The sequence below is a fragment of the Streptomyces sp. NPDC002076 genome (genome assembly GCF_053593835.1).
On record NZ_JBSFDI010000009.1, the window covers coordinates 120,618 to 145,618 of the forward strand.

Below are 25,001 nucleotides of genomic sequence, written 5' to 3' on the forward strand. Positions count from 1 at the left end.
CCTCACCTCCCGTTCACGCCGCGTGGGCCGGTCTTCGGAGTGCGGCGGGCCCGGATGTGATCGGATAGGAGAACGGAAAACCCCCGTAACGGGATCTCACGTCACGGGACCCGACGCGAAAGGAACCATCGTGGCCACCACGCGCACCGCGCACACCGTCTGGGAAGGCAACCTGCTCCAGGGCAACGGCGTCGTCACCTTCGATTCCTCCGGCATCGCCGACCAGCCGGTCACGTGGGCCTCGCGCTCCCAGGACGCGAACGGCAAGACCAGCCCCGAGGAGCTGATCGCCGGTGCCCACTCCAGCTGCTTCTCCATGGCCCTCTCGCACGCCCTGGCCGGCGCCGGCACCCCGCCCACCCGGCTCGACACCAAGGCCGACGTGACCTTCCAGCCCGGTGAGGGCATCACCGGCATCCACCTCACCGTGCGCGGCCAGGTACCCGGGCTGGACGCGGAGGGCTTCGCCTCGGCCGCCGAGGAGGCCAAGAAGAACTGCCCGGTCAGCCAGGCCCTGGCCGGTACGACCATCACCCTCACGGCCGAGCTGGCCTGAGGCCCGTACGGCCCCGGATGCCGCGTCCCGCCCCAGGGGCGCGGCATCGCCGTGTGCGGGTACCCGGCCATTGACAGCGTCGCGGGCACGTCCTGTGCTGGGAGTGCGGCAGGCGCCCGGGCGGAAGGGGACGGACCATGGCACGTGCGGTCGGGATCGATCTCGGGACGACGAACTCGGTGGTGGCCGTCCTGGAGGGCGGCGAGCCCACCGTCGTCAGCAACGCGGAGGGTGCGCGCACCACCCCGTCCGTGGTGGCGTTCGCGAAGAACGGAGAGGTGCTGGTCGGCGAGGTCGCCAAACGGCAGGCCGTGACCAATGTGGAGCGCACCGCCCGCTCGGTGAAACGGCACATGGGAGACGCTTCCTGGCGTTTCCCGGAGCAGGGCTCCATCGACGGCGGCCGCCTGCGTGCGCAGGAGCTGTCCGCGCGGGTGCTGCAGAAGCTGAAGCGGGACGCGGAGGCCTACCTCGGCGAGGACGTCACGGACGCAGTGATCACCGTACCGGCGTACTTCGACGACGCCCAGCGGCAGGCCACCAAGGAAGCCGGCGAGATCGCGGGCCTGAAGGTGCTCAGGATCATCAACGAGCCGACCGCCGCCGCCCTCGCCTACGGCCTGGACCGGGGCGAGGAACAGACGGTCCTGGTGTTCGACCTCGGCGGCGGTACCTTCGACGTGTCCCTGCTGGAGATCGGCGACGGCGTCATCGAGGTGAAGGCCACCAACGGCGACACCCACCTCGGCGGCGACGACTGGGACCAGCGGATCGTCGAGTACCTGGTGAAGCGGTTCAAGGGGAGTTACGGCATCGATCTCGGCGCCGACAAGATGGCGGTGCAGCGGCTGCGCGAGGCCGCCGAGAAGGCCAAGATCGAGCTGTCGTCGTCCTCGGAGACGACGATCAACCTGCCCTACATCACCGCCTCCGCCGAGGGCCCGCTGCACCTGGAGGAGAAGCTGACGCGCGCTCAGTTCCAGGAGCTGACCGCCGACCTGCTCGACCGCTGCAAGAACCCCTTCCACCAGGCCGTCCAGGACGCCGGGATCCAGCTGTCCGCGATCGACCACGTCATCCTCGTCGGCGGCTCCACCCGGATGCCCGCCGTCACCGACCTGGTCCGCGACCTCACCGGCAAGGACCCGCACAAGGGCGTCAACCCCGACGAGGTCGTCGCCGTCGGTGCCGCCCTCCAGGCCGGCGTCCTGCGCGGCGACGTCAAGGACGTCCTGCTGCTCGACGTCACCCCGCTGTCCCTCGGCATCGAGACCAAGGGCGGCATCATGACCAAGCTGATCGAACGCAACACCACGATCCCGACCCGCCGTTCGGAGATCTTCACCACCGCCACCGACAATCAGCCCTCGGTCGGTATCCAGGTCTACCAGGGCGAACGCGAGATCGCCGCCTACAACAAGAAGCTCGGCGTCTTCGACCTCACCGGGCTGCCGCCCGCGCCACGTGGCGTCCCGCAGATCGAGGTGGCCTTCGACATCGACGCCAACGGGATCATGCACGTCTCCGCGAAGGACCTGGCGACGGGCCGCGAGCAGAAGATGACGGTGACCGGCGGTTCGGCGCTCCCCAAGGACGACATCGACCGCATGATGCGGGAGGCCGAACAGTACGCCGAGGAGGACCGCAAACGCCGCGAGGCCGCCGAGACCCGCAACCAGGCCGAGCAACTCGTCTACCAGACCGAGAGGTTCCTGCGCGACAACCACGACCGCGTGCCCGCCGACACGCGCGGCGAGGTGGAGACGGCCACCGCGGAACTGAAGACCCTGCTGGAACAGAACGCGGACACCAGCGCCCTGCGCACCGGCGTGGAGAAACTCGCCACCGTCAGCCAGAAGATGGGCCAGGCCATGTACGCGTCCGCCTCCGCGGGTGGCCAGACCACACAGGAGAACGAGACCCCGGCCGACACGGAGGGCGTGGTCGACGCGGAGATCGTGGACGACGAACCCGGCGGCAAGGACGGAGCCGCCTGACGCCTGCCCGGCAGGGGCGCCCGCGGCGCGACCCGCGGTGTGGAGGACCGGCCCGTGGTGGTGGACGGCCGAGCGGTGGGGGAGCGTCTGCTCGCAGACCAGGGGCGAGCTCGGGAACGCACCTGCCCACGGACCCGTACGGGTCATCCGGCCGACTGGCCACGGCTCGCACCAGCCGCCCGGCCGCCCGTACGGGTCGCCCCGGACCGACGGCGCGGCTTGCGAAGATCAGCGCTTGACCGCCACCCCCGCATACACCGGCACGACCCCCTCCGCCTGGGCAGCCACGTCCACCGGCTCCGGGCGCCAGCCGTACACCGGGATGACGCCGGGGCCGAGCAGCTCCAGGCCGTCGAAGAAGCGGGAGAACTCGGGCAGCGTGCGGGGGTGGAACGGCGTGCCGCTGCGGCGGAACAGCTCGGCCGCTTTCGCCACCCCCTCCGGGCTGAGGTCCTGGGTGACCTGGGACAGGATCAGGAAGCTGCCGGGGGCGAGCTCGTCGACGTACCGCTCGACCAGCCCGAACACGTCGTCCTCCTGGTCACCCAGGTAGTGGGTGAGCGCCACCAGGGACAGCGAGACCGGGCGGCCGAAGTCCAGGGACTCACCCGCCAGCCGCAGGATGGTGTCCGGGTCACGGACATCGGCGTGGACGTAGTCCGTGCCGCCCTCGGCGGAGCCGCGCAGCAGGGCCTCCGCGTGCCGCAGCACGATCGGGTCGTTGTCCGCGTACACCACCCTGGACTCCGGTGCCACGCCCTGGGCGACCTGGTGCAGGTTGGGCTCGGTCGGAATGCCGGTCCCGATGTCGAGGAACTGCCGTACCCCCGCCTCGGCCGCCGTGCGGACAGCCCGGTGCATGAACCGGCGATTGGCGCGCGCCCCGCGCACGACCGTGCCGTCCACGGCGAGGATCTTCCGCGCCAGTTCCTCGTCCACCGGGTAGTTGTCCTTGCCGCCCAGCCACCAGTCGTACACCCGGGCGGGGTGCGGACGGCTGGTGTCGACAGGCATGGGCGTGGCATCGCGTGCGGTCATACGGCTGTTCCCCCAGGGATCGGTCCGGTCAGGGCGTCACAAGGTCGTGCGGAACTCCCGCAGCAGGGTCTGTGTGCGCTGGGCCGAGGCGGCGCGGGCCGTCATGTGGTCCAGCACCTCCAGGTGCGCGGCCACCTCGCGGCGGGAGTCCAGGTACAGGGCGCCGGTCAGATACTCGGTGAACACCATGTCCGGCAGCTCCGGCTCCGCGAACCGGAACAGCGTGAACGGCGCGTACGTCCCCGGATGCGGGCCCGCCGCGAACTCGGCGAGCTGGAGGGTGACCCGGTCCCGCCCGGCGAACTCCAGCAGCCGGTCCACCTGTTCGCGCATCACCTCGGGACGCGTGCTCACCGGGCGCCTGAGCACCGTCTCGTCCATGATCACCCACAGGTGGGGCGGGTCGTCGCCCTCCAGCAGCCGCTGCCGCTCCATGCGCAGCGACACATGCCGTTCCACGCTCTCGGGCGAGGTCTGCCCGATCGTCCCGGCCTCCAGCACCGCGCGCGCGTAGTCCTCGGTCTGCAGCAGACCGGGTATGAAGTGCGGCTCGTAGGAGCGGATGATCCGGGCGGCGCCCTCCAGGCTGACGTAGAGGCTGAACCAGTCCGGGAGCACGTCGTGGAAGCGCTGCCACCAGCCCGGCTGGTTCGCCTCCTCGGCCAGCCGCACGAACGCGCCCGCCTCCTCCTCGACCACCCCGTAGGTGTCCAGCAGCACCTGCACGTACGGGATCTTCAGCGCGACCTCGGCCATCTCCATCCGCCGTACGGTCGCCGACGCCACCCTGAGGACCTTGGCGGCCTCCTCCCGGCTGAGGCCCGACGCCTCGCGCAGTTCCTGCAACCGCTTGCCGAGCACCACCTGGCCCACGGTGGGCGCAGCCCGCCGCTCACTCACGCCACGCCCTCCCCTACGCGCCGAAGTACCCGCGCAGTCTGCCACGTGATCCCCTCTCGCACACGGATCCGAGGGCATTGCGGCGGCGGGAGCCGTCAAACGGCCAGTGTCTGCAGGTACTTGGCGGTCGCCGGGTCCGCCGGCAGGAACGTCTCGATGGCGAGTTCGGCGACCGTGACGTCCATCGGCGTGTTGAACGTGGAGATCGACGACACGAACGACAGGACCCGGCCGTCGTGCTCGACGAGCAGCGGCAGCGCGAAGTACGGGACGGGCTCGGCGGGCTCGTCACCCGGCGCGTCCTTGGGCACCGGGTAGGCGGCCACCTCCTCGTACAGGGCGCGCAGTTGGTCCGAGCGCTGCAGGGCGATCTGCCGCTCCATCTGCGCGAGCAGATGCCCCCGCCACTCGCGCAGATTGCGGATGCGCGGCGCGAGGCCCTCCGGATGCAGGGTCAGCCGCATCGAGTTCGGCGGCGACAGCAGTGTCTCCGGCACGCCGTCCAGCAGCATCCTGATGCCCCGGTTCGCGGCCACGACCGTGTAACCGGCGTCGACCACCAGCGCCGGATAGGGCTCGTAGCCCTGGATGAGGCGCTGCATGCCGTCGCGCAGCGCGTCCAGCGCCGGGTCGCCCAGCGGGGTCTCCGGATAGCGCGGGGCGTAACCGGCGGCCAGCAGCAGCGCGTTGCGCTCGCGCACCGGCACGTCGAGATGTTCGGCGAGCCGCAGCACCATGTCCTCGCTCGGCCGGGACCGGCCGGTCTCGATGAAGCTGATGTGCCGGGCCGAGGAGTCGGCGCGCAGCGCCAGCTCCAGCTGGGAGATCCGGCGCCGCTCCCGCCAGGCGCGCAGCAGCGGGCCGACGCCCTTGTCGGCGGCGGGGGCGGTGGCGGACGCGGAGGGACCGGAAGCGACAATGGTCATACGTCCGACCGTAGTCGAGGAGTTGCTTCAGTTGCGCATGAACGAGCTCTGGTCGAAGCCGTGGCAACGGATCTCGTCCCCTCAGGCGTCCCTTCAGGCCGCGGCCGTCCACCGGGCCAGGGTCCGCGGCTGTCTCCTCGGCGGCGCGCTCGGTGACGCGCTCGGCTACCCCGTGGAGTTCTCCTCCCTGGACCGGATCCGCGCCGCGCACGGTGCGCGCGGCGTCACCGGTCTCGTCCCCGGTGCGTACGGCGCGATCGGTCTGATCAGCGACGACACTCAGATGACCCTGTTCACCGTCGAGGCCCTGATCCAGGCGCACGCGCGGCAGCGCGAGAAGGGCATCGGCGGCGCCTGGCCCCTGCTGCTGCGTCAGGCGTACGAGCGCTGGCTGGAGACCCAGTCGAAGCCCGGCCCCGAGCAGCCGGCACCGCAGCCCGGCGCACCGGCCGGCGGCCTGGTCACCGAGGCCTGGCTGTACGCGCGCCGCGCCCCCGGCAACGCCTGCCTGTCCGGCGTGGCCCAGATGTACGCGCCCGACCCGGCGCTCCCGCTGGACGGCACACCGGGCGAGGTCAACCCCGACTCCAAGGGCTGCGGCACGGTCATGCGCTCGGCCCCCTTCGGCCTGGTGGCCCCCGCCGAGGAGGCCTTCGCCATGGCCGCGCGCGGCGCGCAGATCACCCACGGCCACCCCACCGGCTACTACGCGGCCGGCGCGCTCGCCGCGATCGTGGCGCACCTGGTCTCCGGGGAGTCCCTGGAGGGTGCCGTACTGCGCACGCTGCGACTGCTGGAGCGGCACCCCGGCCACACGGAGACCGCGGACGCGCTGCGCGCCGCCCTGGACCTCGCGGCCGACGGGGCGCCGACGGCCGAGCGGGTGGAGTCCCTCGGCGCCGGCTGGGTCGCCGAGGAGGCCCTCGCCATCGGCGTCTACTGCGCGCTTGCCGAGCCCGCTGCCGAGCAGGCCCTGCTGCTGGCCGTCAACCACTCGGGCGACAGCGACTCCACCGGCTCGATCTGCGGCAACCTGCTCGGCACGCGGTACGGCGACACCGGCCTGCCGCACGCCTGGGTGGCCCGGGTGGAGGGCCGGGACCGGATCGCCGCGCTGGCCGACGACCTCGCGGCGGAGTGCGCACACGGCTGACGCGCCCGGCCCGGTGGTGGAGTGAGCGCCCGGCCGACGTGGCAGGCTGAACCCGTACCCCGCCTTCCCGCCGTCTCGAAGGGAGACCCGGCCATGGCCGTCGAACCGCTGTCGCAGAAGGAGATCGAGGACCGGCTCGCCGAGCTGCCCGGCTGGTCGGTCGACGACGCCGGCCGGCTCACCCGCTCCTACCGCCTCGGCTCGCATGTCGCGGCGGCGGCGCTGGTCATGCACATCGCCGCCGTCCAGGACGAACTGGACCACCACTCCGACCTCACGCTCGGCTACCACACCGTCTCCCTCAGCGTGAACACCCACAGTGCGGGCGGCGCCGTCACCGAGAAGGACTTCGATCTCGCCCGCAGGGTGGAGGACATCGCCCCAGGCCACGGCACACACTGAGGGGCGTGCTCGACTACGACAAAGAAGCGGACGCCTACGACGCGTCCCGGGGCGGCGAGGCCCGCGCCGCAGCGGCCACCGAGGCGATCCTCGGCCTGATCCCCGACGGCCCGGGCCGTCTCCTCGACGTCGCCTGCGGCACCGGCATGGTCACCCGCCGGCTGGCCGCCGGCCGCCCCGGGCTGCGGGTGACGGGCGCGGACCTCACCCCCGCCATGGTCCGCATGGCGGGGGGCCGGCTGCCGGGTGCGGTCGTACGGGCCGACAGCCGCCGCCTGCCGTTCCGTACCGGCACCTTCCGGGCGGTCACCAGCATCTGGCTGCTGCACCTGCTCCAGGACGCCGCGGACGTCCGTGCGATCGTCGCCGAGTGCGCCCGGGCGCTGCGGCCCGGCGGGGTCTTCGTCACCACCGTCGACAAGGCCGCGGCGCACGACGTCGGCAGCGACATCGACGCCGTCCTCGCCGCCCGTCCGCGCCGCCCCGCGCAGGACGCCGCCGCCACCGTCACCGCGCACGCCGTACGGCACGGGCTCCGGCCGGCCGGCGAGACCACGTTCCCCGGCGTCGGCCAGGGCCGCAGCCCCCGCGCCACCATCGCCGACCTGCGCCGCGGCTGGTTCACCCAGCTGCCACCGGGCGAGCCGCACACCGAGGAGTTCGCCGCGCGCCTGTCCCGCCTCCCGGACCAGGACCGCCCCCGCCCGGACCCCGTCTTCCAGGTGCGGGCCTTCACCAAGCCCACGGACGGCTGAGGACGGCAACTCCGAGCGGTTCACGACTGTTTGACGGCCCTTCACTTCAACGGAGCTGAAGACCTCGCGGGCGGCCCCCTACTCTCCTACCTGCCCGAGCAAAGACGACCGCCTGAGCAGTAGACAACCCCCCGCGCTGTCCTGACCGCTCCCACAGGAGGTCCACCATGTCCTTGCTGTCCCGCATCAAGCGTTCGCGCCGGGCGCTCCCCCTCGTCACCGCCCTCCCCGCCGCCCTGGTCGGAGTCTGGGCCGCCGCCCCGGCCGCCCAGGCCGCCACTCTCCCCACCCCCGATCACGTGGTCGTCGTGGTCTTCGAGAACCACTCCTATGAGCAGGTCATCGGCAGCTCCAGCGCCCCGTACCTGAACAACACCCTGAAGGCCGGCGGCGGCAACCTCACCAACTCGTTCGCCATCACCCACCCCAGCCAGCCGAACTACCTGGACCTGTTCTCCGGGAACAACCAGGGAATCACCAATGACAACTGCTACACCCCGCAGTTCAGCAGCGCCGCGAACCTCGGCTCCGAGCTCATCGCCGCCGGCAAGACGTGGGGCAGCTACAACGAGGGCCTGCCCTCCCAGGGCTCCACGGTGTGCACCAACTCCGCCACCAAGTACGCCCGCAAGCACAACCCGTGGTTCGCCTTCAACAACGTCCCGCTGACCACGGCGCACACCTTCACGCAGTTCCCGACGGACTACACGACCCTGCCCAAGGAGTCGTTCGTCGTCCCGAACCTGTGCAACGACATGCACGACTGCTCCATCAGCACGGGTGACACCTGGCTGAAGAACAACCTCAGCGCCTATGCCACCTGGGCGAAGACGCACAACAGCATCCTCGCCGTCACCTTCGACGAGGACGACAGTTCCCACAGCAACCACATCGCCACCGTGTTCTACGGTGCGCACGTCGCGCCGGGCAGCTCCACCTCGACGCGCTACAACCACTACGACACGCTGCGCACCCTCGAGGACCTGGCCGGGCTGACCACCCATGCCGGAGCCGCGGCCAACGTCTCCGACATCAGCGGCATCTGGAACTGACCTCGGCAGGACCGCCGCCTCCCGGGCGGCGGTCCGTCCAGGTCCTCAGCGGGGACCGTTCATCAGGTTGCTCCGTGCAGAACGCGTATCCGCCGCTGTCCTGACCCGATGACCTCCGCCGGGGCCGGGGTCCTACCGGTCCAGACCCCGGCGGATCGCGCGCTCCACCGGCGAGTACCCGCCGCCCGGACGGTCCAGCTCGCACGGCACCGCCGGACACAGCGGCGGCTGCGCCATGAAACGCGGCCGGGTGCCGTGGTGCGGCTGGGCCGCGTGCACCAGGAACGGATGGCAGAGGTAGACGTCACCGGGGCGGCCGGTGGCCTGGGCGAACGGGCGGTGGACGGTGGCCCGGTCCAGCTGGGGGCCGAGCTCCAGGATGGACGCCCCCGCCTCGCCGTACGGCTTCAGCAGCGGCGGCACGTCCAGGTGCGAGCCGACCCGGATCCGCGTCGGGGCGTCGGCCTCGGTGACCTCGCTGAACAGGAACAGCATCAACAGCGCGCGGTCCCGCGAGCGCAGGTTGGCGAAGTACCAGCTCTCGCCCTCCGGCAGATAGCTGCCATCGATGTGCCAGCCGGCGTCGTCCGGCTCCTCGGTGTGCGGGAAGCGGAGCGGGAACGAGCCCAGCGAATGGCGTGGCGTCCATCGGCCCTCGCCGACGAGCAGATCGAACGCCTCGTGCAGGACGGGGGAGTTGACCGCCGCGTCGAACGGCTCCTGGGCCATGTCCCCGACCCACACCACGGGATCCTTCCAGGTGCAGGGATCGTCCGGGTCGTAACTGGTTTCCCGCCACAGCAGCCCGGCGCAGTCCTCGGCGACAGGGGCCGGGACCGCGCCATCGATCTTCACGAAGCCGTCGTCGAGGAAGCGCTGCACCAGTTCGTCGTCCACGGAGCCCCATACTGGCGCCGCGCCTGCTGGCGCGCACCCGGATTTTTTGCCGTACCGGCACCCTTTTTGCGACAGCGGCAACGAAACTGGCGTCTCCTCGTGCGCCGTCGCACTCTGGCCGCATCCGAGCGAAAGGCTGAGCGACATGGCACACGACCCCCAGGCCCACCACCACGGGCACCCCACACAGCACGGCCACGGTCACACCCACGGCGGCGACGTCGACTGGGGCGCGTTGGCGGCGCTGCTGGAGGCGGAGGCCGAGGTGTCCGCCCCCGCGTACGCGCGCGCCCTGGCCTGGCTGGGCAAGGAAGTGACCGAGCCGGGACTGATCGTGGACGGGGGCAGCGGGCCCGGAGTGATCGCCTGCCTGATGGCGGAGACGTTCCCCGGCGCGCGGGTGGTCGCCGCCGACGCCTCCGAACCGCTTCTGGAACGCGCCCGGGACCGGGCCGCCCGCCTGGGCTTCGCCGACCGCTTCGACACCCTCGTCGGCGAACTGCCGGAATCCTTGGCCGGGTTGGACTATCCGGCGGACCTGCTGTGGGCCAGCCGCAGCCTGCACCACCTCGGCGACCAGAGGGCCGCGCTCGCCGCGTTCGGTGCCCGGCTCGCCCCCGGCGGCACCCTGGCCATCCTGGAGGGCGGCCTGCACGCCCGTTATCTGCCCCGCGAGCTCGGCTTCGGCCGCCCCGGACTCCAGGCCCGTCTCGACGTGGCCCAGGAGGACCGCTTCGCGCGGATGCGCGCCGAACTGCCCGGCGCGGTCGCCGCGACCGAGGACTGGCCCGCCCTCCTGGCCGCGGCCGGCCTGAAGCACACGGGCACCCGCAGTTTCCTTCTCGACATCCCCGCCCCGGTACCGGACCGTGTCCGTGCCTTCGTCGTCGGCGTGCTCACCCGCACCCGGGACATCCACGCCGACGCCCTGGACGCCGAGGACCGGTCCACCCTCGACCGCCTCCTCGACCCCACCGACCCCGGCAGCCTCCACCGGCGCCCCGACGTCTTCGTACTGGCGGCCCATACGGTGCACCGGGCGGTACGGCCGGTGTGACCGGGCGCGGGCCGCTGCCGCCGTCTGCTCCCGCGCGCAGGGCGGTGTCGGTGCCGCGCGCTCTGGCACCGCTACCTGCCGTCGGTGCCGTACCGCCCTACCTGGGACGGCACTTGACTTCGAGGGTTCTCCAAGTGATGGACTGGCGGTCTCACCGACACACAGGGGGACCTGCACATGAACGACTCTCCGGTCGCACTCGTCACCGGTGGCGCCACCGGCATCGGCGCCGCCGTCGCCCGGCAGTTGCTGGCCGCCGGCCACCGGGTCGCCGTCACCGGCCGTACGCAGGCCCGGCTGCGGGACTTCGCCGAGGGGCTCGGCAATCCCGAGGAGCTGCTGACGGTCGCCGGTAACGCGGCGGTGTTCGACGACGTACAGGATGCCGTCGACCGTACGCTCAAGGCATACGGCCGGCTGGACACCGTCGTCGCCAACGCCGGCTTCGCCACCCATGACACCGTCGCCGAGGGCGACCCGGCCGGCTGGACCGAGATGGTGCTGACCAACGTCCTGGGTCCGGCCCTGCTCATCCGGGCCTCCGTGGAGGCGCTGAAGGAGTCGCGCGGCCGGATCGTCCTCGTCGGCAGCGTCGCCGGGTTCGTGAACACCCCGGGCAACATCTACGGCGCCACCAAGTGGGCGGTCACCGGGCTCGCCGAGAACACCCGGCGTCAGGTCACGGAGTTCGGGGTCGGTGTGACGCTGGTCGCCCCCGGCCGGGTGGAGACCCCGTTCTGGGACGGGCTCGGCAGCCTGCCGCCGGGACATCTGCTCACCGCCGACCAGATCGCCGACTCGGTGGTCTGGGCGATCCGGCAGCCGGCCGGGGTCGACGTCAACACCGTGGTCGTACGCCCGCTGGGTCAGCCCAACTGACTTACGCTGCTGGTCAGTTGTTCGCGAGGAACTGCTTGGCCAGCTGGTCCCCGAGCGAGACCGCGGCGCTGTGGCTCTCGATGGGGGAGACCTTGGAGTTCTTGAACAGGATGTAGGTCACGCCCGAGTCGGCGCCGCCGGTCTTCGGGTCCGGATCGATGCCGAGTGCCTTGGCGGTGGCGTACGACGCCTCGCCGATGATCTTCGTGGGGCCGGTGTCGCCGACGACGGCGTACTCGACCTTGTTGTTGTAGATGACCGCGACCACGCCACCGCCCTTGATGCCGGCGCTGGAGTAGTTCCAGATGCTGCTGGAGCTGGGGACGACGACGTACGGGAGCGACTCCGCCTTCAGCGGCTTGCCGTCGGACTGGTGGAAGGCGGTGTCGTCCTGGTACCAGGGGTCGCGGTTCTCGTTGCAGTTGGTGGTGCGCTGGCCGTCGCAGTCGATGTCCATGTCGGCTTTCCAGAACACCGCGCCGTTCTTGCCGCACACGGGGACCGTGGCCGACGTCTCGTCGTCGGTCTTGTACTTGCCGTTCGATATCTGCGAACACGACTTCACCTTGGCGAGCAGATCTGCCGCACTGACCGAGCCCTCCTGGGCGGAGGCCGGAGCGGTCCGCGTTGCCGAGCCGGCGGACGCGTGCGCGGGCAGCACTCCGGCGGCGAGCAGGGCGGCCCCGGAGGCTGCGGCAAGGGTCAGGGTTCGAAGGCGCACTGTGGGGGCCCTTCTGTTAGGAAAGTTTCCTTACCAGGTGCCGTACACGGTGGACCTGTCTGCATGTCCTCGTCAAGTCTCCAGTTGCGAGCTCCCGAAAGCTGTGCGTATTGCGGTGATTTGAGACCGTGGCAAAACTGAAGGAGGTGACTTTTCCGGATATGTCTGCCGCGTTCGTCGGCAGGGTCGCCGCTCCGGGAGGCGAGGCGCATGTTCGTACGCACGGTGTACGCGACCGGCGATCCGGCGCAGCTGGGCACGGCCGTGGGGGCCCTGAACACGCGGGGGCACGACCTGCTGGAGGAACGGCCCGGCTATCGGGGCGCGGGTGTCTTCGTCGACCGTGACCTCGGCAAACTGCTCACGGTCAGTTGGTGGGAGTCCGCGGAGGCGCGCCGCAACAGCGACGAGGTGATGAGCGCCCTGCGGCCGGAGCTGCTGCAGCCCTTCGCCGGTACCGTCGCGGTCGAGAACTACGAGGCCGCCGTCTTCCACCGCGCGCATCGGCCCGTCACCGGCGGCAGGCTGCGAGTCACCCGGCTGGAGTTCGACCCGGCGGACACGGACCTCGCCGCCGACACCTTCCACGCCGGCGCGCTGCCCCGGTTGGAGGTCCTGCCCGGATTCGCCGGCGCGGCGCTCTTCCTGGACCGCGAGCGCGGCCGCGGCATGGCGGGGGTCCTCTTCGCCGACCGCGCGTCACTCGCCCTGTCCCGGTCCGCACAGGCGGCGATCCGGCGCGAGGGCGCGGCCAAGGCGCATGTGTCGGTGGTCGCCCTGGAGGAGTTCGAGGTCCTTCACGCGGACGTGCGAGGCGACTGAGCGGGCCGGTGCGGGGGGTGACTGGGTGCGCCGGTGCGTGGGGTGGCTGAGTTCGCCGACGTGCGGGGTGACTGGGTGCGCTGGTGCGTGGGGTGGCTGAGTTCGCCGACGTGCGGGGTGACTGGGTGCGCCGGTGCGGGGGGTGGCTGAGTTCGCCGACGTGCGGGGTGACTGGGTGCGCCGGTGCGTGCGGTGGCTGAGTTCGCCGACGCGTGGGGCTACTGAGCCCGCTGGTGCGTGGGGTGGCTGAGCGTCGACGTGTGGGGTGACTGGGTGCGCTGGTGCGTGGGGTGGCTGAGTCCGCCGACGCGTGGGCTCGCGGCCGGCCGAGCGCCGGGGTGGGAGCGGACGGGTCTGCTTGGGGCCGGGGGTATGGGCTGGCGCAGGGCGCGGGTGGCGCGGGTGGTGCGGGTGCATGGCCGACAGGGGCCTGGGTGTCGGGTTGAGTGCGGTCGGATCTGTGTGGGGGCCGCAGTCCGGAACGGCGTGGGCGCAGGGCGCCGGGTTGGGGTGGGGCGTGTGGGTCGCGAGCCGTATGGGCTGAGACACCGCAGGTCACACGCATGGCGCGCCGGGCGGCGCCCCCGGACCGCACTCGGCCGCCCGCCCCGCCGCCCGGACGGGACGCGCGGCCGTGTGGTGCGCGGTGGGTGCCGTGCCGGTCTCTGTCCAAGGTGACGGGGGCGGCCCGTACCCAGGGCGACGGGGGTCAAGCCATGCCGGAAGCGATGGGTGTCAGCCCATGTCGAAGGTGGCCGGGTCGGGGCCCAGACGCCGGTCCTCGTTGAGCGCGCTGATCGCCGCGAGGTCCTCGTCGTCCAGGCTGAAGCCGAAGACCTCGATGTTCTCCTTGATCCGGGACGGGGTCACGGACTTCGGGATCGCGATGTTGCCGAGCTGGATGTGCCAGCGCAGCACCACCTGGGCCGGAGTGCGGCCGTGCTTCTGCGCGATGGCGACGATCGCCGGCACCTCCAGCAGGCCCTTGCCCTGGCCGAGCGGTGACCAGGCCTCGGTCGCGATGCCCTGCTCGGCGTGGAACTCGCGGGCGGCGTGCTGCTGCAGATGGGGATGCAGCTCGATCTGGTTGACCGCCGGGATGACGGAGGTCTCGGCGATCAGCCGCTCCAGGTGCTCGGGAAGGAAGTTGGACACGCCGATGGCGCGGACCCGCTTGTCGGCGAGCAGCTTCTCGAACGCCTTGTAGCTGTCGGTGGACGTGCCGCGGGCCGGCAGCGGCCAGTGGATCAGGTACAGGTCGAGGTAGTCGAGACCCAGCTTCTGCAGCGACGCGTCGAAGGCACGCAGCGTGGCGTCGTACCCATGGTCGCTGTTCCAGAGCTTGGTGGTGACGAAGATGTCCTCGCGGGGCAGTCCGGAGGCGGCGATCGCCTTGCCGGTGCCTACTTCGTTGCCGTAGATGGCCGCGGTGTCGATGCTGCGGTACCCGGCCTCCAGCGCCGTGGCGACGGCCCGCTCGGCCTCGTCGTCCGGCACCTGCCACACGCCGTAGCCCAGCTGGGGCATCTCGACGCCGTTGTTGAGGATGATCGGGGGGACCTTACTGCTCACGAGCCTCGTGATCCTTAGGTTGTCGACAGGTGGTACTCCCATGGTCAACGATCACGCGCCGCGGCGCATTCCTGACGGCGCGAACCGCCTCGACTGACCGGTCAGTCAGTGCCCGGGGCGGAGATTGGCCGGAAACGCATCCGACGTTTTCGGTCCGGACCATTGACCCGAGCCCTTCGTCCCGCGACTCTGTATCGCGCCACCGGACGTGTCACTGAACCCGGTGCATACATGTGAACGCCCTGACCAGGCCTCGTCTTCACTCCGGCTCCCTTCTGAGACTCCCCACCTCTCAGGAAAGCAGGTACGCACCCATGCACGAGAACCCTTCGCCGTCTGCCCCGACGCACCACACCGCCCCCCAGACATCCGATGAAAAGCTCTGGAAAAGCCCTGGTTACCACATCGTGGAGACCGCGCTGGAGGTGACCGCGTACGCGCTGGCCGACCGGCGTCCGCCCGAGCCGCCCCCGGCCGCATGACCGCGGCACCACCGGAGCCCGACGGCCGCACCGCTTGGCCGGCCGCCGAGTTCACCGAGCGGCTGCGCGCGGTCACCACGACGCGCTACCACGACCGGCACCCCTTCAACCAGCGGATGCACCGCGGCGAACTGACCCCCGCCGAGCTGCGCCGCTGGATCGCCGCCCGCTTCCACTATCAGCGGCACATCCCCGTCAAGGACGCGCTGATTCTCGCCAAGCTCGACCGGCCCGAGGAGCGCCGCGCCTGGCTGCGCCGCATCCACGACCAGGACGGTACCGACACCGACCCCCCGGAGGGCGGCGGTATCGAGCGCTGGTTGCGGCTGGGCGAGGCGGCCGGCCTCGCCCGCGAGGAGCTGTGGGACACCACCCGGGTGCCGCCCGGGGTGCGGTTCGCGGTGGAGGGGTATGTCACCTTCTGCCGACGGCGCCCGCTGCTGGACGCGGTCGCGGCCTCGCTGACCGAGCTGTCCGCCCCGGATCTGATGCGCACCCGCATCGCCGCCTTCGAACGCCACTACCCGTGGATCGACCCGGCGGGCCTCACCTACTTCCGCACTCGCATCACCCAGGGCGCCCGGGACGCCGAACAGGCCCTGGCCCTGGTCCTCGCCCGGGCCCGCACCCGCGAGGAGCAGGAACGGGCTGTCGCAGCACTGGAGTTCAAGTGCGAGGTGCTGTGGGCCCTGCTGGACGCGGTGGACCGGAGCGAGCCATGACAGCGGCGCCGTCGGCCTCACTCGCCATGTCATGGCGCCCGGTCCTCGCCCGAGGGGTGCTGCTGCGCAGCGACCCGGTACGGGACGCCGACCTGTTGCTGCTGCCGGAGCGGGTGGTGGTGCTCGACGGCAGTGCGGGCGGTGTGCTCCGGCTGTGCGACGGCGTGCGGGACGTGGCCGCCGTCGTCGCCGAGCTGGCCGTACGCCATCCCGCCGCGCCCGTCGCCGTCGAAGTCCCGGAGTTCCTCGGCCGGTTACGCAAGGAGGGCTGGCTGAGATGACCGCGCCTCCCGAACCTCCCTGGGCCCTGCTCGCCGAACTCACCCACGCCTGCCCGCTGCGCTGCGGCTACTGCTCCAACCCTCTCGAACTGGTCGGCCGGTCAGCCGAGTTGTCCACGGACCAGTGGTCGGAGGTCTTCCGGCAGGCGGGCGCCCTCGGCGTCGTCCACACCCATCTGTCCGGCGGCGAGCCGCTGCTGCGGCGGGACCTGCCCGACCTGGTGGCCGCCGCCGACGGCGCGGGTCTGTACACCCAGCTCGTCACCAGTGGGGTGGGTCTCGGTGCGCGGCGGCTGGCCGAGCTGACCGGGGCCGGGCTGCGCAGTGTGCAGCTGTCGGTGCAGCATGCGGACCGCGCTGCCGCCGAACGCATCGCGGGGGCAAGGTCGTTCACGGCGAAGGAGCGCGCCGCCCGGCTGATCCGCGAGGCCGGACTGCCTCTGGGGCTGAACGCCGTGCTGCACCGCGGCAACCTGGACGACCTCGACGGCCTGATCCGCCTCGCGCTCGACTGGGGCGCCGACCGGATCGAGCTGGCGAACACCCAGTACCACGGCTGGGCGGCCCGCAACCGCGCGGCGCTGCTGCCCGCACCCGCCCAGATCGAACGCGCCCGCGCCCGAGTGGCCCACTGGCGTGAACGCCTCGGCCAGTCACTGGAGTTGGTGTGGGTGGCCCCCGACCTGCTGGACGCCACCGCGAAACCCTGCATGGGCGGCTGGGGCTCCGTCTCGCTCACCGTGGCCCCGGACGGCACGGTGCTGCCATGCCCCGCGGCCGGCACCCTGCCCGGCCTGGACCCGCCGAACGTGACGAACCGCGAACTGGCGTGGATCTGGCGGGAGTCGAGAGCCTTCAACGCTTTCCGGGGCGAGTTCTGGATGCCCGAACCGTGCCGCGGCTGCGCCCAGCGCACGGCCGACCAGGGCGGCTGCCGCTGCCAGGCATACGCCCTGACCGGCGACGCCACCCGCACCGACCCCGCCTGCCGACACGCCCCGGACCGCCACCTCATCGACGCGGCGGTGCTCAGCGCCGCCCGCGCCCCGCACCCGCCCACGTACGCCTACCGAGAAGGACCACCGTGATGACGCCGACGCCCGCGGGCCGCGCCGACCGGCGCCGTCACCCGCACGGACCCAGCCTGCCGGGCACGCACGGAGCCGCCAGCCACCTCGTCGATGCCGCGGTGCACGGCGTCGCTCTCGCCCCGCCTCTGCCCGCGTACGCCTACCGAGAAGGAGCACCGTGAGACGCCGACGCCTGCGGGCGGCGCTGACCGCCGCCGTACTCACCACCGTCACCCTGACCGCGATGCCCGCCGCCGTACCCCCGGCGAACGCCGCCCCGGCCCCCACCCGTCCGGTTCCCGCCGGCGCGCCCGCCTTCACCCGTCCAGTCCCCGCCGCCGCCCGCGACTGGTCCGCGGACGTCGTCGACTCCACCATGGCGCGGTACACGCCGGCCGGCATCGGCGGCTGGTCGTACCCCGTGGGCCTGTACCTCTACGGCCAGTACCTCGTCTACCGGCGCACTCATGACCCGCGCCTGCTGTCGTACATCAAGGCCTACGTCGACCGGTTCGTGCACAGCGACGGCACGATCGACCAGTCCTTCAGCAGCCTCGACAGCATGCAGGCGGGCCGGCTGCTGGTGATCCTGCACCACGAGACGGGCCAGGACCGCTACCGCAAGGCCGCGCAGCGGATCCGCGACCGCCTGAACAGCTATCCGCGCACCTCCGACGGCGGCTTCTGGCACGCCGACACCAGCAGCCGGGCGCACCAACTGTGGGCGGACGGCGCCTACATGGTGAACCCGTTCCTGGTGGAGTACGGCAGGGAGTTCGGCGACAGCGCGTACACGAACGACGAGGCCGCCAAGCAGCTGTCCGTCTACGGCGGTCATCTCCAGGTGGCGAACGGCCTGTTGCGGCACGCCTACGACGAGTCCAGGTCGGCGAGCTGGTCCGACCCGGCCACCGGACTCGCCCCGGAGCACTGGTGCCGTGCCGTCGGCTGGTACGCCATGGCGCTGGTCGACGTCCTCGACGCGATCCCCGCCGACCAGCCTCGGCGTCCCCAACTCCTCAAAATATTGGGCAAGTTGGCCACGGCGCTGGAGAAGTACCAGGACCCGGCGTCCGGGCGCTGGTTCCAGGTGATGGACAAGGGCTCCCGGCCGGACAACTGGACCGAGACCTCCTGCTCCAGCATGTTCACCTACGCCCTCTCCCGCGGCGTCCAACAGGGCTATCTGGACCCCCACTTCAGGGCCGTCGCCCAGCGTGGCCACCAAGGCGTGCTCGCCCGGCTGTCGGTCGGCGCGGACGGCCGTACGAATCTGGCCGACATCTCCGTCGGCACCAACGTCGGCGACTACGCGTACTACGTCGGCCGCACCCGGGCCACCAACGACTTCCACGGGCTCGGAGCCTTCCTGATCATGAACGAGCAACTGCGAGGTGAGTGAGTGTCATGAGCACGTCCAGAAGGGCTGTACTCGGTGCCGCGCTCGGCGGCGCCGCCGCGGCCGTGACCGGCCTGCCGGCCACCGAGGCCCACGCCGCCTCCTGGCAGCTGAAGTGGTCACCGTCCGCGCGCACCGACGGGCTCGGCGCCTTCGAGACCGTCGAGGACGACCGCGCGCACTCCCACCCCGCCGGCCATCCGCACATCTACGCCACCGGCGACAACTGGCACTTCAACATCCACACGGTCGACCGGGACACCTCCACCGACCGCCAGCGCCAGGAGGTCACCGGCCTGCGCACCGGCGCCGACACCTATCTGAAGTGGACCGAGGGCCAGACCTGGCGGGTCACGTACTCGATGTACATCCCCAGCACCCTGAAGGCGACGACGACCTTCACGCACATCATGCAGATGAAGCAGCCCGGCACCGGCACCTCCCCGATCGTCGTGCAGTCGCTGCGGCGGGTGAACGGGGTGCAGACCATCGAACTGCGGCTCGCCATCGACGACATCCTCGTCGGCCGTACGAATCTCGACCCGCTGCACGACACATGGACCGATGTCGACTTCCAGATCAAGGTCGGCAACGGCACGGCCGGTTCCGTCCGCTGGATCCTCAAGAGCGGCTCCACGACCGTCATCGACAAGTCGACGTCCGGTGTCGACACCTTCCTCGCCGACCGGGTGCGCCCGAAGTGGGGCATCTACCGCTCCCTCGGCGACACCTCCGGATCCCTGCAGAACACCTATCTGCTGCTCACCAACCTGCGCGGCTACCAACTCGCCTAGAGGAGCCGGTCTCATGAAACCCCTCATCGCCGACCCGGGACGGGCGGCGGCGATCGTGCTGTTCGTCCTCGCCGTCGTCCTCGGCCTCACCCAGCCCGCCGCCCTCGCGGCCCCCCACCCCGCCAGGCCACCCCGGGCAACGGTGTACGACGTGCGCGACTACGGCGCCAAGGGCGACGGCTCGACCAATGACACCCCCGCCATAGACAAGGCCATCACCGCGGCGGGCGCGGCGGGCGGCGGCACCGTCCGCTTCCCGGCCGGCACCTACAAGTCCAAGAACACCATCCACATGAAAAGCCATGTGACGCTCCAGCTCGACAAGGGCGCCACCCTCCAGGGCTCCTCCGCCGGCACCTACGACCCGCCCGAGTCCAACCCGAACGACAAGTACCAGGACTACGGGCACAGCCACTTCCACAACGCGATGATCTACGGCGACCGGCTGACCGACATCGGCTTCACCGGCGGCGGGGTCATCGACGGCGCGGGCAACCTGATCACCGGCAACCCGAAGTCCGGCCAGGCCGACAAGATCCTGTCGCTGACCCGCTGCGACGGACTCCGGCTCGGCGACGGGCTCACCCTGCGCCGCGGCGGCCACTTCGCCGCCCTGATCAACGGCTGCATGAACGTCGTCTCCGACCATCTGACCATCGACACCGCGAGCGACCGCGACGGCTGGAACGTCATCTCCACGACCAACGTGACGATCACCAACGCGCACATCGCGGCCAACGACGACGCCCTGGTCTTCAAGAGCGACTACGCCCTCGGCGCCAAGCTCCCCAACGGCCATGTCCGCGTGAGCGATTCGGTGCTGTCGGCACGCTGCTGCAACGCCCTGATGTTCGGCTCCGAGACCTGCGGTGACTTCAGCGACTACCAGTTCGAGAAGATCCGTGTCGAGGGCGCCGACAAGTCCGGGCTGGGCATGGTCTCCATGGACGGTGCGAAGATCTCCGACGTCCACTACCGCGACATCACCATGACCAACGTGCACTCGCCGATCATGGAGAAGATCGGCACGCGCAAACGGTGCGGAAACAGTCCGGGTGTCGGATCGATCAGCGACATCACGTACGACAACATCACGGCCACCGGCAACAGCCCGTCCTTCAGCCCGACCCTGTGGGGCGAGGACGGCCACCACATCAGCAACGTCACCTTCGACAACGTCGACATCACCGTCCCCGGCGGCAACGGCACCATGTCCACCGGTGTGCCGGGCAACGACCCGAAGGACTACAACCCGAACAGCATCGGGACCCGGCCGGCGTACGGCTGGTATCTGCACAACGCCGACGGCGTCACCTTCACCGACAGCTCCGTGAGGTTCGCGGCGGGCGACGGCCGCCCCGCCCTCATCGCCAACGGGGCGAACGGCATCCGGCTGACCCGGTTCACGGCGCAGAAGGGCGGCAACTCGCCGCACGACCTCGGGTTCCAGTCCGTCACCGGTTACTGCGTCAGCGACAGCCACACCACCACCGGCGGCGCCCTCCGCGTCTCGGCCACCGGATCCAGCCAGAACTGCGCCGCCCCGGTCCGCCCGCGTGACGTCCAGAACCCCCGCCAGGCCTTCCTCCGCGCCTCCGTCGGCGGCCTCTTCCTGCACTGGGGCCTGCGCACCGCCCCAGCCCACACCAGCTGCGCCGCCTGGGAGAAGGACGTCACCAGCGGCGGCTGGACGCCCGACTACTGGGTGCACGAGGCCCAGAAACTGCACACGCAGTACATCGTGCTGGCCACCTTCCACAGCCGGCTCGGCTACGCCCGCCCCTGGCCGTCGAAGATCCCCGGTTCCTGCTCCACCAAGCGGGACTTCCTCGGTGAGCTGATCAACGCCGCCGAGGCCAAGGGCATGAAGGTCATCCTCTACATGACCGACGACCCCCAGTGGCGCGCCGACGGCGGCCACGAGTGGCTCGACTCGGCCGCCTACTCCGCCTACAAGGGCAAGAACATCGACCTGACCACCCGCGACGGCTTCGGGCAGTTCTCCTACGACAACTTCTTCGAGGTCATGGACCGCTACCCGGACCTCGGCGGCTTCTGGATCGACAACGACAACGCGTACTGGGAGAGCCACAACCTCTACGCGCAGATCTATCAGAAGCGCCCGAACTACACGCTCAGCAACAACAACGAAGACACGCCGATCATGGACATGATTAGCAATGAGCAGAAGACGGGGATGACGCCCGCCTACGACTACCCGCAGGCGATCTACACCGCCCAACCCCGCCTGACGGAGGCCGACTTCAAGCTGCCCTCGACCGGCGCCTGGTGGTACGACGGCTCGAACCCGACCGTCGACAAGATGCTCACGCTCGGCCGGCTGATCACCAACGCCGGCTCCTCGGTGAAGGCACTCATGGCGGAGACCGCCCAGGTCAACGGGAAGTTCCCCTCGAACCAGGCGGACTTCAACAACTTCGCGAACTCCTACCTCGACAAGATCTGGGAGTCCTTGCACGGCACCGAGGGCGGCGGCTACATGTACGGCGGCCTCAAACCCGGCTTCTGGAACGACGGCGCCCACGGCGTCACCACCATCGCCAAGGACGACCCGAACCGGCAGTACATCCACGTCCTGACCCCGCCGAGCACCAGCACCCTGCGCATCCGCGACAACGGTTACCGCATCGCCTCGGTCACCAACCTCCGCACCGGCGCGACCGTTTCGTGGTCGCAGTCCGGCGGGATGCTCACCCTCAACGGCCTCGGCGGCTGGGACCCGTACGACACTGTCTTCAAGGTGATCACCGCGGGCCGCCAGGGCATCGCGACGGGTGTCAAGGTCACCGCCGACGCGTCCGCGAGCGGCCACCCCGGCTCCGCCGCCGGCGACGGCGATTACCTCACCTACTGGGACAACGACAAGACGCTCCCGGTGAACCTCACCTTCGACCTCGGCACGGCGAAGAAGGTGCAGTACCTCGGGCTGAACCAGCGCGAGGACTCCGTCGCCTACGCCCGCTCCGCCACCGAACAGTCCGCACGGATCAAGGACTACAAGGTCTACCTCAGCGACGACGGCAAGAACTGGGGCAGCCCGGTGCGGGCCGGCCAACTTCCCAGCGCACGCGGGATGCAGGGCATCGACCTGACCGCCGCCACGGCCCGCTACGTCCGCCTGGAGATCGACACCACCTGGGCCGCCGCCACCGACACCGCCCGCTACCAGCGGCTGCGGATCGACGAGGCCTGGATCGGCACCTCCTACGCCACCCCCGCCCCGAAGGGACGTCCATGACCCGGCTCCGAACCCTGACGACGGCGGCGGCCGGGCTGCTCGTCGCCGCCGCGGTGCCCCTCACCGGCGCCGCCCACCCCGCGGCCGCCTCCGACAACGGCCAGTCCCCGCGGCCGGCCATGGGCTGGAGCAGCTGGAGCTTCGTACGCCGGCAGCCGACCGAGGCGAAGATCGAGGCACAGGCCGACGCGCTGGTCGAAGGCGGTCTGAGGAACCACGGCTTCGTCTACGTCAACCTCGACGACTTCTGGCAGAAGTGCGACGACAACGGCTTCGTCGTGGACGACTACGGCCGCTGGGCCGTCGATACGACCAAGTTCCCGGACGGCATCAGGGCCCTCGCCGACCACATCCACGCCAAGGGCCTGAAGTTCGGCTTCTACGTGACGCCCGGCATCGCGAAGAACGCGGTCCTGAAGAACACGCCGATCGAGGGAACCTCGTACCACGCGAGGGACATCGCGGACACCTCGAAGACCGAGAAGAACTACAACTGCAAGAACATGTACTCCATCGACTACTCCAGGCCGGGCGCCCAGGAGTTCGTGAACTCCTGGGCCAGGCAGTTCGCCTCCTGGGGAGTCGACTACCTGAAGATCGACGGCGTGGGCAGCCAGGACGTCCCCGACGTCCGGGCCTGGGACAGGGCGCTCCGCGCCAGCGGACGGCCCATCAACTTCGCGCTGTCCAACAACCTTCCGATCGCCGACGCGTCCACCTGGCGCACACTCGCCAACAGCTGGCGCACCCAGGGTGACGTGGAGTGCTACTGCGGCCCCGGCCCCAACGGCAGCGGCTATCCGCTCACCGACTGGTCCCATGTCGCCAAGCGGTTCGACTCGGCCGCGTCCTGGCAGCCGTACGCCGGCCCCGGCGGCTGGAACGACCTGGACTCCCTGGAGATCGGCAACGGCGACCAGGTGGGCCTCACGGCCGACCAGCGCCGCTCGCACCTCACGCTGTGGGCGATGGCGGCGGCCCCGCTGCTGCTCGGCACCGACCTCACCCACCTGGACCCCGTCGACAAGTCGATGCTCACCAACGACCGGCTGATCGGCGTCGACCAGGACGGGGTCGCGGCGAAACGCATCGTGAACAGCGGTGTCCAGCAGGTCTGGAGCAAGCGGGAGAGCGACGGCGACTATGTGGTGGCCCTGTTCGACACCGGAACCTCCGGCAGTGCCACGGTCACCGTGAACTGGTCCCAGGTCGGCTTCACCGGCTCCGGTGACGTCACCGACCTGTGGTCCGGCTCCCACAAGGGCACGGTCGCCGGCTCCTACCGCGCGACCCTCCGTCCCGGCGAGACCCGGCTCATCCGGGTCAGGCCCACCGCCTCCGCGCAGACGCTCGCGACGTCCCCCGGCATGGCCGTCGCCCCGTACGAGTACCTCGGCTGGGGCGATCCGCCGGACCCGACCGAGGTGATGGCGACGACCGGCGTCAAGTGGTTCACCCTCGCCTTCGTGCTGTCCGACGGCACCTGCAACCCCAAGTGGGACGGCAGCCGGCCGCTGACCGGCGGCGGCGACCAGTCGGCGATCGACCGCATACGGTCCGCCGGCGGCGATGTGATCGTCTCCGTCGGCGGCTGGAGCGGCGCCAAGCTGGGGGAGAAGTGCTCCAGTGCCTCCGCACTGGCCGGCGCCTACCAGAAGGTGATCAACGCCTACCGGCTGAAGGCGCTCGACATCGACATCGAGAACACCGAGTGGTCGAACGCCACCGTCCGCCAGCGTGTCGTCGACGCCCTGAAGACCGTGAAGGCGAACAACCCCGGCCTGAAGACGGTCATCACCTTCGGCACCACCACCAGCGGCCCCGACGCGACCGGCGTCGACATGATCAAGCGCGCGGCAAGGTCCGGCCTGGCGAACGACGTCTGGTGCGTCATGCCGTTCGACTTCGGCGGCGGCGCCACGACCATGGGCACCCTCACCACCCGGGCCATGGAGGGCCTCAAGGCCCGGGTCAAGGCGGCCTACGGCTACGACGACGCCACCGCCTACGCCCACATCGGCCTGTCGTCGATGAACGGCAAGACGGACGACTCCGGTGAGCGCGTCCGCGTCGCCGACTTCCGGACCATGCTCGCCTACGCCCGGCAGCACCACATCGCGCGCCTCACCTACTGGTCCGCCAACCGGGACCGCCCCTGCGGCTCCGGCACCGACGGCGACTCCTGCAGCGGCGTGTCGCAGCAGCCGTACGACTACCTCAAGGTCTTCACCCAGTACACGGGCTGAGCGGAAACAAGGGGAAACATC

24 protein-coding genes are annotated in these 25,001 nt (G+C 70.8%); 18 read left to right on the plus strand and 6 right to left on the minus strand.

All coding sequences use genetic code 11. From position 1 onward, the window contains the following. Positions 1–130 precede the first annotated feature (130 nt). Both ACWCQS_RS20650 and dnaK read left to right on the plus strand, forming a co-directional pair. A complete protein-coding gene (locus ACWCQS_RS20650) occupies positions 131–556 on the plus strand; it encodes an OsmC family protein (protein WP_365589303.1) in 426 nt (141 codons plus the stop codon). 137 nt (positions 557–693) lie between these two features. Beyond that, on the plus strand, positions 694–2,553 hold the full coding sequence (gene dnaK, locus ACWCQS_RS20655; RefSeq protein ID WP_451005752.1) for a molecular chaperone DnaK: 1,860 nt from the start codon (positions 694–696) through the stop codon (positions 2,551–2,553). A 228-nt stretch (positions 2,554–2,781) separates the two neighbouring features. On the opposite strand, the gene ACWCQS_RS20660 is transcribed toward dnaK, so the two are convergent. The 3 genes from ACWCQS_RS20660 to ACWCQS_RS20670 form a co-directional block, all read right to left on the minus strand. Beyond that, positions 2,782–3,591 (minus strand): SAM-dependent methyltransferase, encoded by an 810-nt coding sequence (locus ACWCQS_RS20660; RefSeq protein ID WP_451005753.1) that lies wholly within the window; start codon positions 3,589–3,591, stop codon positions 2,782–2,784. A 36-nt stretch (positions 3,592–3,627) separates the two neighbouring features. Next, positions 3,628–4,491 (minus strand): helix-turn-helix domain-containing protein, encoded by an 864-nt coding sequence (locus tag ACWCQS_RS20665; RefSeq protein ID WP_451005754.1) that lies wholly within the window; start codon positions 4,489–4,491, stop codon positions 3,628–3,630. A gap of 95 nt (positions 4,492–4,586) precedes the next feature. Then, positions 4,587–5,417: a helix-turn-helix domain-containing protein gene (locus tag ACWCQS_RS20670; RefSeq protein ID WP_451005755.1), complete on the minus strand. Its 831-nt coding sequence runs from the start codon at positions 5,415–5,417 to the stop codon at positions 4,587–4,589. Positions 5,418–5,454: 37 nt separating this feature from the next. On the opposite strand from ACWCQS_RS20670, the gene ACWCQS_RS20675 reads away from it, so the two are divergent. The 4 genes from ACWCQS_RS20675 (at position 5,455) to ACWCQS_RS20690 (ending at position 8,779) form a co-directional block, all read left to right on the plus strand. Then, positions 5,455–6,570 carry an ADP-ribosylglycohydrolase family protein gene (locus tag ACWCQS_RS20675; RefSeq protein WP_451005918.1) on the plus strand — a complete coding sequence of 372 codons (1,116 nt, stop codon included), beginning with the start codon at positions 5,455–5,457 and terminating at the stop codon, positions 6,568–6,570. A 93-nt stretch (positions 6,571–6,663) separates the two neighbouring features. Next, the gene (locus ACWCQS_RS20680; RefSeq protein WP_451005756.1) at positions 6,664–6,972 is read left to right on the plus strand and encodes a 4a-hydroxytetrahydrobiopterin dehydratase; all 309 of its coding nucleotides are present in this window, start codon (positions 6,664–6,666) and stop codon (positions 6,970–6,972) included. A 5-nt stretch (positions 6,973–6,977) separates the two neighbouring features. Then, positions 6,978–7,727, plus strand: a complete 750-nt coding sequence (locus ACWCQS_RS20685) for a class I SAM-dependent methyltransferase (RefSeq protein WP_451005757.1) — start codon at positions 6,978–6,980, stop codon at positions 7,725–7,727. 167 nt (positions 7,728–7,894) lie between these two features. Beyond that, positions 7,895–8,779 carry an alkaline phosphatase family protein gene (locus ACWCQS_RS20690; protein WP_451005758.1) on the plus strand — a complete coding sequence of 295 codons (885 nt, stop codon included), beginning with the start codon at positions 7,895–7,897 and terminating at the stop codon, positions 8,777–8,779. A 132-nt stretch (positions 8,780–8,911) separates the two neighbouring features. On the opposite strand, the gene ACWCQS_RS20695 is transcribed toward ACWCQS_RS20690, so the two are convergent. Continuing rightward, complete coding sequence (locus ACWCQS_RS20695) at positions 8,912–9,676, minus strand: phytanoyl-CoA dioxygenase family protein (RefSeq protein ID WP_451005759.1); 765 nt, start codon at positions 9,674–9,676, stop codon at positions 8,912–8,914. A gap of 145 nt (positions 9,677–9,821) precedes the next feature. Between ACWCQS_RS20695 and ACWCQS_RS20700 the strand changes: the two genes are divergently transcribed. Together ACWCQS_RS20700 and ACWCQS_RS20705 are read left to right on the plus strand one after the other, a co-directional pair. After that, positions 9,822–10,733, plus strand: coding sequence for a class I SAM-dependent methyltransferase (locus ACWCQS_RS20700; RefSeq protein ID WP_451005760.1), 912 nt, complete (start codon positions 9,822–9,824; stop codon positions 10,731–10,733). A gap of 177 nt (positions 10,734–10,910) precedes the next feature. Then, positions 10,911–11,612 (plus strand): SDR family oxidoreductase, encoded by a 702-nt coding sequence (locus ACWCQS_RS20705; protein WP_451005761.1) that lies wholly within the window; start codon positions 10,911–10,913, stop codon positions 11,610–11,612. A 13-nt stretch (positions 11,613–11,625) separates the two neighbouring features. Here ACWCQS_RS20705 and ACWCQS_RS20710 read toward each other — a convergent pair whose 3' ends face one another. Next, entirely contained in the window at positions 11,626–12,333 is a 708-nt protein-coding gene (locus ACWCQS_RS20710) for a glycoside hydrolase family 75 protein (protein ID WP_451005762.1), read from the minus strand. 210 nt (positions 12,334–12,543) lie between these two features. Here ACWCQS_RS20710 and ACWCQS_RS20715 point away from each other — a divergent pair, with 210 nt between their 5' ends. Further along, on the plus strand, positions 12,544–13,155 hold the full coding sequence (locus ACWCQS_RS20715; protein WP_451005763.1) for a hypothetical protein: 612 nt from the start codon (positions 12,544–12,546) through the stop codon (positions 13,153–13,155). Between the two features lie 735 nt (positions 13,156–13,890). Here ACWCQS_RS20715 and ACWCQS_RS20720 read toward each other — a convergent pair. After that, positions 13,891–14,727: an aldo/keto reductase gene (locus ACWCQS_RS20720; protein ID WP_451005764.1), complete on the minus strand. Its 837-nt coding sequence runs from the start codon at positions 14,725–14,727 to the stop codon at positions 13,891–13,893. Between the two features lie 314 nt (positions 14,728–15,041). Here ACWCQS_RS20720 and pqqA point away from each other — a divergent pair, with 314 nt between their 5' ends. From pqqA to ACWCQS_RS20765, 9 genes are read left to right on the plus strand one after another with little or no spacing between them, the layout of a single operon-like run. Then, the gene (gene pqqA, locus ACWCQS_RS20725) at positions 15,042–15,209 is read left to right on the plus strand and encodes a pyrroloquinoline quinone precursor peptide PqqA (RefSeq protein ID WP_451005765.1); all 168 of its coding nucleotides are present in this window, start codon (positions 15,042–15,044) and stop codon (positions 15,207–15,209) included. Next, complete coding sequence (gene pqqC, locus ACWCQS_RS20730; protein WP_451005766.1) at positions 15,206–15,931, plus strand: pyrroloquinoline-quinone synthase PqqC; 726 nt, start codon at positions 15,206–15,208, stop codon at positions 15,929–15,931. The genes pqqA and pqqC overlap by 4 nt, the downstream gene beginning before the upstream one ends. Next, positions 15,928–16,212: a pyrroloquinoline quinone biosynthesis peptide chaperone PqqD gene (gene pqqD / locus ACWCQS_RS20735; RefSeq protein ID WP_451005767.1), complete on the plus strand. Its 285-nt coding sequence runs from the start codon at positions 15,928–15,930 to the stop codon at positions 16,210–16,212. Before pqqC ends, pqqD begins: the two co-directional genes overlap by 4 nt. Then, a complete protein-coding gene (gene pqqE, locus ACWCQS_RS20740) occupies positions 16,209–17,300 on the plus strand; it encodes a pyrroloquinoline quinone biosynthesis protein PqqE (protein ID WP_451005768.1) in 1,092 nt (363 codons plus the stop codon). Before pqqD ends, pqqE begins: the two co-directional genes overlap by 4 nt. Beyond that, complete coding sequence (locus ACWCQS_RS20745) at positions 17,300–17,464, plus strand: hypothetical protein (protein WP_451005769.1); 165 nt, start codon at positions 17,300–17,302, stop codon at positions 17,462–17,464. Before pqqE ends, ACWCQS_RS20745 begins: the two co-directional genes overlap by 1 nt. After that, entirely contained in the window at positions 17,461–18,684 is a 1,224-nt protein-coding gene (locus ACWCQS_RS20750) for a glycoside hydrolase family 88/105 protein (RefSeq protein ID WP_451005770.1), read from the plus strand. The genes ACWCQS_RS20745 and ACWCQS_RS20750 overlap by 4 nt, the downstream gene beginning before the upstream one ends. Before the next feature lie 5 nt (positions 18,685–18,689). Beyond that, positions 18,690–19,475, plus strand: a complete 786-nt coding sequence (locus ACWCQS_RS20755; RefSeq protein ID WP_451005771.1) for a Tat pathway signal sequence domain protein — start codon at positions 18,690–18,692, stop codon at positions 19,473–19,475. Positions 19,476–19,488: 13 nt separating this feature from the next. Further along, a complete protein-coding gene (locus ACWCQS_RS20760) occupies positions 19,489–22,734 on the plus strand; it encodes a glycosyl hydrolase family 28 protein (protein ID WP_451005772.1) in 3,246 nt (1,081 codons plus the stop codon). Beyond that, complete coding sequence (locus ACWCQS_RS20765) at positions 22,731–24,980, plus strand: alpha-galactosidase (RefSeq protein ID WP_451005773.1); 2,250 nt, start codon at positions 22,731–22,733, stop codon at positions 24,978–24,980. Before ACWCQS_RS20760 ends, ACWCQS_RS20765 begins: the two co-directional genes overlap by 4 nt. Positions 24,981–25,001: the final 21 nt, after the last annotated feature.